8 protein-coding genes are annotated in these 6,780 nt (G+C 69.8%); 6 read left to right on the top strand and 2 right to left on the bottom strand.

Annotated elements, in window-relative coordinates:
* The 4 genes from BZY54_RS46010 to BZY54_RS45990 all read left to right on the top strand — a co-directional run.
* Window positions 1–606 (top strand): NAD(P)H-dependent oxidoreductase (locus tag BZY54_RS46010; protein ID WP_244217666.1); only part of this gene is annotated, 606 nt, incomplete at its 5' end.
* 184 nt (window positions 607–790) lie between these two features.
* Window positions 791–1,456 (top strand): ArsR/SmtB family transcription factor, encoded by a 666-nt coding sequence (locus BZY54_RS46005; RefSeq protein ID WP_086731289.1) that lies wholly within the window; start codon window positions 791–793, stop codon window positions 1,454–1,456.
* A 26-nt stretch (window positions 1,457–1,482) separates the two neighbouring features.
* The gene (locus BZY54_RS46000; protein ID WP_086731291.1) at window positions 1,483–2,787 is read left to right on the top strand and encodes an MFS transporter; all 1,305 of its coding nucleotides are present in this window, start codon (window positions 1,483–1,485) and stop codon (window positions 2,785–2,787) included.
* 370 nt (window positions 2,788–3,157) lie between these two features.
* Window positions 3,158–3,922, top strand: coding sequence for an alpha/beta fold hydrolase (locus BZY54_RS45990; RefSeq protein WP_086731288.1), 765 nt, complete (start codon window positions 3,158–3,160; stop codon window positions 3,920–3,922).
* A gap of 161 nt (window positions 3,923–4,083) precedes the next feature.
* Here the strand turns inward: BZY54_RS45990 and BZY54_RS50585 are convergent, their stop codons facing one another.
* Window positions 4,084–4,629 carry a hypothetical protein gene (locus BZY54_RS50585; protein ID WP_143668336.1) on the bottom strand — a complete coding sequence of 182 codons (546 nt, stop codon included), beginning with the start codon at window positions 4,627–4,629 and terminating at the stop codon, window positions 4,084–4,086.
* A gap of 130 nt (window positions 4,630–4,759) precedes the next feature.
* Window positions 4,760–5,344, bottom strand: a complete 585-nt coding sequence (locus BZY54_RS45985) for a helix-turn-helix domain-containing protein (protein ID WP_086731287.1) — start codon at window positions 5,342–5,344, stop codon at window positions 4,760–4,762.
* A gap of 114 nt (window positions 5,345–5,458) precedes the next feature.
* On the opposite strand from BZY54_RS45985, the gene BZY54_RS45980 reads away from it, so the two are divergent.
* The gene (locus BZY54_RS45980; protein ID WP_086731286.1) at window positions 5,459–6,295 is read left to right on the top strand and encodes a DMT family transporter; all 837 of its coding nucleotides are present in this window, start codon (window positions 5,459–5,461) and stop codon (window positions 6,293–6,295) included.
* Between the two features lie 41 nt (window positions 6,296–6,336).
* Window positions 6,337–6,780: FMN-binding negative transcriptional regulator (locus BZY54_RS45975; protein WP_107419996.1), on the top strand; the 444-nt coding region annotated here is incomplete at its 3' end.

Genomic DNA, 6,780 nt, shown 5'->3' with positions numbered 1-6,780 from the left:
CAGATGACCACCGCGGCTCGGACCCTGGGCGAGGCCGGGTACCGAGTCGACGTCCTCGACCTCTACGCCGACGGATGGGCCCCGATCCTGGACCGCCATGAGTTCCTGCCGGTGGACGGCCCTTTCAAGCCGCAGGCCGAGCAGATGCGTGCGGTTAGAGAGGGAACACTCGACGCGGCCGTCAGGGCTCATCTCGACCGGCTGCTCGCCGCCGATCTGCTCGTGCTGTCGTTCCCGATGTGGTGGTTCTCGCTACCCGCCATCCTCAAGGGATGGATCGACCGGGTCTTCGTCATGGGGACGGTCTTCGGCGGGGACCACGGCCTCTTCGACGACGCGGCCCTCGCCGGAAGGCGCGCGATGCTGCTGCTCACGACCGGCGGGCCCAGTGAGTCGTTCCAGTCCGGTGGCGCCTTCGGCCCGATGGACGACTTCCTGTTCCACATCCACCGCGGGATGCTGGAGTTCGTGGGCTACCACGTCCTCGAACCCGTGGTCACCTATGGACCGGCCCGCATGACCGACCAGGAACGAACAGCGGCGCTGGAGGCGGTCAGCGAGTCCGTCGCACTCGTCGCGGCGGCTGCGCGGCCCAGCGTTCATTGACCGCGGTCACGCGCACGGCAAGCGCTCGCCTCCGCCTCACTCTCCACCGGATCAACGGACCGCAGCCGGGCGCCTCGGCGCGGACACCTCCTGGGAAGGGAGGTCCAGGCCGGGCGCGTAAACCGCAAAGAGTTCTTCGCGAAGAGACCTTTGCGAAGAACTCTTTGCGGTCTAGTGTGGCGGCATGACGGACACGAGCGGCGGGGGCAACGCCCCGCACGTCGAAGCGGACGCGGTTGTTCTGGACGCCAAGGGCCTGCGCGCCCTGGCGCACCCGGTGCGTGTCCAACTGGTCGGGCTGCTGCGGAAGTACGGCCCGTCGACGGCTACCCGCCTCGCGGAGCGACTGGGCGTCAATTCCGGCACCGCGAGCTACCACCTCCGACAGCTCGGCGCGGCAGGGTTCGTCGAGGAGGACACCGAACGCGGTAACGCGCGCGAGCGCTGGTGGCGTTCGGTGCACCAAAGGACGTGGTTCAACGATCCGAATCTGGCCGACCGGGAACCCGAGGCAGCACTGGCCTACCTCCAGTCGGTGGCTGCCACCTACACAGTTCGCACCCAGCGGGCACTCAACGAGCTCCAGACGATGCCCCGCGCGTGGCGCGACAACCTCGACATGAGCGACTGGGCCCTGCGGCTCACCCCGGAGGAGACGGCCGCCCTCCAGCAGGAGTTGAGGGAGGTCCTCGCCCGCTATCGCCCGGACACCCCGGAGGCGGCGGCAAGCGCCCCGGCGGGAGCCGAGCGGGTCGGTGTCATCGCGCACATCCTTCCCGAACTGGATGCGCCCGGCGCGCCGACGAACGCATCCGGCCCTCGGACAGCGACAGGGACGGAGACGGCGTGAGGGCAGACACCCAGGGCACCGGGGACATGCCCGGCCGGCGGTCCATACGGCCCCTGGGCGGGGTGCTGGCGGCCATGGCCGTATCGCTGACCGGCACTCGTGTCTCGGCCGTTGCCTTGCCCTGGTTCGTGCTCGTCACGACCGGCAGCGCCACCCAGACCGGGCTGGTCGCCTTCTGTGAGATGACTCCCTATGTGGTGGTCAAGGCGTTCACCGGGCCACTGGTGGACCGGATCGGCCCGCGGACCGTTTCCTGGACCACCGATCTGGCCAGCGCAACCGCCGCCGCCGCGGTACCCCTGTTGCACGCCTTGAACCTGTTGTCCTTTCCGCTCCTGCTGGCCTTGGTCGCGCTGATCGGCGCGGCCCGCGGCCCCGGCGATCTGGCCAAGGAGGTCATGGTCCCGGAGGCGGCCGAGCGAAGCCGGGTGCCACTGGAGCGGGCCACCGGTCTGACCGGCGTCACCGAGCGCCTCGCTTCCACCATCGGCCCGGCGGCCGGTGGTTCCCTGGTGGCGCTGCTCGGCCCGCTGACCGGGCTCATCGTCAACGCGGCCTGCTTCGCCCTTGGATCCGTGCTCATCGGACTGGCGGTGCCGCGTGGCATGGGTCATGCAGCCGAGGAAGGCGCCTCCGAGGCCGGGGCGGGGCCGGGCTACTGGCGACGATTCGGCGAGGGCTTCACTTTCCTGCGCGGTGAGCCGCTGCTCTTCACCGTCATCGTCATGGTCGCGATCACCAACCTGCTGGACGCGGGGTTCGCCACGGTGCTCATGCCCGTCTGGGCCCGGGAGTCCGGCAACGGGCCGACCGCGATCGGCCTGACGGCCGGCGTGATGGGAGCCGCGGCGGTCGGTGGAAGCCTGATCGCAGCGATGGCCGCGCACCGGCTGCGGCGCAGGATGGTGTTCTTCACCGGGTTTCTGCTGGCCGGCGCTCCGAGGTTCCTCATCCTCGCCTCGCATGCGCCGATGTGGGCAGTACTGGCCGTGTTCGCCGTCAGTGGCTTCGGTGCGGGCTTCGTCAATCCGGTGCTGGGTGCCGTCCTCTTCGAGCGCGTGCCGCGCCGGCTGCTGGGCCGGGTCAACGCCCTCGGGGACTCGCTGGCTTGGGCAGGCATCCCGCTGGGTGGACTCATCGCCGGTGCGGTGGTGTCCGCCGTCGGGCTTGCGCCCGTGCTGCTCGCCGGCGGGGCCGCGTACTTCCTCACCACGAACCTCGCCGGGCTCAGGCCGGAATGGCGCGAGATGGATCGCCGGGGTGGGCAAGGCGCCCAGGAGCGGCAGCCCGAGGGAGCCGCTCAGTCGACAGGAGCGGATCTCGCGACCTGACGCTTCCAGACCTTCGCGGCCTGCGACAGTGCTGACACCTCCCACCCCACGGTCGTCTTGCCGACCCCGGCGCGGCCTCCGATGAGCAGTACGTCCGCATGATCCATGGAAGCAGGCCGGCAGTTCCCGTCCCGTCCATGCGACGGGATATTGACCGGTTCCGGGCCCTACGTACACCGGGTGGAAAAGGGTTGGGCGGGCTGATGATCGAATTGGTAGCCTGTGCTTGCCCGTGACCCCGCCCGAGGAGGTGAGACCCATGAACGCCGTATCCGTATGGGTGCTCCCCCTCTCCGTCACGGTCGGGCGATCGACGTAGGTGTCGCCGGGAGTGCCCCGACAACCAGGCACTCCCGAAAGGCAACACCTCATGCAATCTGTGCAGTTCACTGGGGAGACGACGTCGAACGGTGTCGTCGAACGCGACTTCACCGTGGGGGACATCCCCGGCGTACTCTGGTCGCCCGCGTCCGGCCCCGATCGCGCGCCCCTGGTGCTGATGGGCCACGGTGGCGGCACGCACAAGAAGTGGCCGGCGATGACGGGCCGCGCACACCTCCTCGTGACCGGCTGCGGCTTCCACGTCGCCTGCATCGACGCACCCGGTCACGGCGACCGACCACGCACGGCGCACGACGAGCAGGAGATCGCCGCGCTGTTCAAGGCGAGGGAGGCGGGTGAGCCGGAAGGCCCGATCGTCGTCCGCTACAACGCCCACCTGGCGGAGCGCGCCGTACCCGAGTGGCAGGCGACCCTGGACGCCCTCCAGGAGCTTCCGGAGATCGGCACCCAAGGACCGGTCGCCTACTTCGGCCTGAACATGGGCACCGCGATCGGGGTGCCGCTGACGGCGGCCGATCCCAGGATCACCGCCGCGGTCTTCGGCCTCCACTGGCCCGATGCCCTGGCCGAGACGGCAAAACTGATCACCATCCCGATCGAATTCATGCTCCAGTGGGACGACGAGCACATCCCGCGGGAATCCGGTCTTGCGCTGTTCGACGCCTTCGCCTCGAAGGAGAAGACGCTGCACGCCAACGCGGGCAGGCACAAGGAACTGCCCAGGTTCGAGTCCGACAGCGCGGCCCGGTTCCTCGCCCGGCACCTCGGCCGAGCAGTGACCTCGTCGGCCTGACGTGAGCGGTATCGGCGCCCGGCTCGCCGGTCGGGCGCCGAAACCGCGGCCCCAGGTCGGGGCGCGTCAGGTCGATCGGATCCTCGGCCATGGCTGCCCCTTCCCGACTCGCGTACGGCGCCGAACACCAGTCGTCCGGGCGGCCGACTTCTGCGACGGCTCTACTGCATGGCCGGCAAGGCCATCACGGTTGGAATCGTGAACGTCAGGGCGGAAGGAGAGAGTGACGGCGCAGGGATGGCGGGTTCTGCTGCCGTGACCCCGGCGCCTTGTGTGCCGCCCTGCGTGCCACCCTGGGTATCGCCGGTGCCGCTCCCCTGCGTGCCGCCCTGAGTGTTGCCGGTGCCGCTTTGCGTGCCACCCTGAGTGTTGCCGGTGCCACCCTGTGTTCCACCCTGAGTGTTGCCGGTGCCACCCTGTGTGCCGCCTTGGGTGTTGCCGGTGCCGCCGGCCTGCGGGCCGCCCTGGCCGTTGCCGAGCTGAATGTTATTGCTGTTTCCGTCCCCGTAGTTCAACACGATGGTGGGTCCTCCGGGCGGTTCAGGATCGTTGCGGAGTTCCGCGGAAGCCTGGCCCGCTGTCGCGCCGGTCAGTGCCACAGCGGCGGCGAGAGACCGGATTGCGTAAGTGCCGAACCTTGTCACGGCAGCCCTTTCTTGGCGTAGACAGAGAAAGGAATCCTCACGGATCAAGCTGCCGTAAAACATATCTACATAACTACAGCGACACGGCGACATCACCCGTGCAGGGCGGCGACCACGCGGGCAAGGCGCTCCGCGTCACCGAATCCGTGTTGCGGTTCTCCCACGGCCATGCTCTTCGTGTGCCCCGCACGGGTCAGGTCGTGGAGCCGGGGGCGGGCGGTAGGTGGACTGTCATGACCAGATGGCAGGTTTCGGTGCCCGAGCCACGGTAGGTGTGGAGGGTGTCGCCGTCGAAGGTGGCGGTCTGCCCGGCCTCGACATGGTGCTCGGTGCCGTCGATGATCAGGGTCATCCGGCCGGAGGTGACGCTGACGGTTTCGACGACGCCGGCCTGGTGGGGGTGGCTGGGGTATTCCTCGCCCGGTTCCAGTTTCCAGCGCCAGACCTCGACGGGGGCCGGGCCCGAGGTTGTCAGCATCAGGCGTGCCTCACTGCCCTGTGTGCCGGTCCACAGCGGGGCCAGGGCGTCTGCGGTCACGATGCGGACGTGCCCTTCGGTCGGTCCTTCCATCAGGGCGGAGACGGAGAGGCCGAGGGTGTCGGCCAGCCGGACCAGGGTGGCGAAGTTCGGGTTTCCCTGGGCTTTCTCCAATCCCACCAGTGCGCCCTTGCTGACCTGGGCACGTCGGCTGAGTTCGTCCAGGGAGAGGCCGGCACGGGTACGGGCCGCCCTGACGTTGTGCGCGAGCGTGCGCAGGGCTGCCTCTGTCTCGGCCATCCGATCACCATTCTCGCGAGGTCCAGTGGAATGCACGGTCCGGTCGTTTGGTTGACACGGCCCGGTCGGTCCGTTGTACGGTGCAGTCGTTCCATTGATAGTAAGGGATGTACCGTGATCGCTTTGCTGCTGGCCCTGGGCAGCTCACTCGCCTATGGATGCGCCGACTTCCTCGGCGGCCTGGGCGCCCGTAAGGCCCATGTGCTGCGCACAGTGATGGTCGCCGCCCCGGCCAGTCTGGCGGTCGAGTTGCTGCTGTGGCCGGTCCTCGGCGCCTCGTTCAGCCCCGTGGCCCTGACCTGGGGCGCCGCATCCGGCGTCGCCTCGGCCGCCGCGTTCGCCCTTCTCTACCGCACCCTGGCGATCGGTCCGATGAACGTGCTCTCGCCGGTGACTGCGCTGGTGTCCGCCGCGCTGCCCGTCGGGGTCGGCCTGCTTCAGGGCGAGCGCTTGGCCGCCGCCGGACTGGTGGGGCTGCCGCTCGCGCTGGTGGCGGTGGTGCTGGTCAGCGCCGGACACGGTGCGGGCTCGGCCCGCCCCTCCCGTACCGCGCTGCTGCTGGCCTTCGGCGCGGGCGCCGCCATCGCCCTCCAGCTGATCTTCCTCCACCAGACGCCGTCCGACAGCGGCGTGGCCCCGCTGATCATCGGCAGGGCGACCGCCTCGGCCGTCACCCTGTCCGCGGCCGGGATCATGCACCGCAGGCTCGGCGCCGAGAAGCCCGCGTACGCCATGTCGGCGACCGCCGGCGTGCTGGACTCGGTGGCCAATCTGCTGTTCCTGCTCGCCGCGCGCAGCGGAGACCTCACCGTCGTCGCCGTGATCACAGCCCTCTACCCGGCCGGCACGGTCCTGCTCGCCCGCGGCGTGCTCGCCGAACGCATCCACCGGGGCCAGCTCGTCGGGCTCGGCACCGCTGCCGTCGCCGTCAGCCTCCTCGCCCTCACCTGAGCCCCACCCCGGCCTTCCGCCCCCTACGCAAGGAGCACCGCATGTTCATCCAGCCCTGGGACGCGAGCCTGGACGAAGCCGAATGGCAGACCTGGATAGCCGACGGCCACGACTTCGGCATCCTGAGCGTCAACGGCCTGCCCGGCCATCCGCCTGTCACCGTCCCCACCCACTTCACCGGCGACGGCGGCCAGTTGCTGATCCACCTCGCCCGGCCCAACCCGGTCTGGAAGGCGATCGAGCACGCCCCCGACGTCCTGTTCACCGTCTTCGGCGACTACGCCTTCATCCCCGGCCCCTGGCGCGCCAAGCCCGGCACCCCGCCCACCGACGGCGTCCCCACCAGCTACTACACCGCCGTCCAGTTCACCTGCCGCGCCCGCATCATCGACGACCCCGAGCAGAAGGCCGATCTGCTGCGGCGCCAGCTCGCCCACTTCCAGCCCGACGGCGACCGCGCCCCCGTCGCCGTCGGGCTGGAAGTG

It is taken from the genome of Streptomyces carpinensis (assembly GCF_002154505.1).
Classification (GTDB): Bacteria; Actinomycetota; Actinomycetes; order Streptomycetales; family Streptomycetaceae; genus Streptomyces; species Streptomyces carpinensis.
The sequence above is the reverse complement of the archived record's forward strand: the minus strand, read 5'-3'. Positions and strand labels throughout refer to the sequence as shown.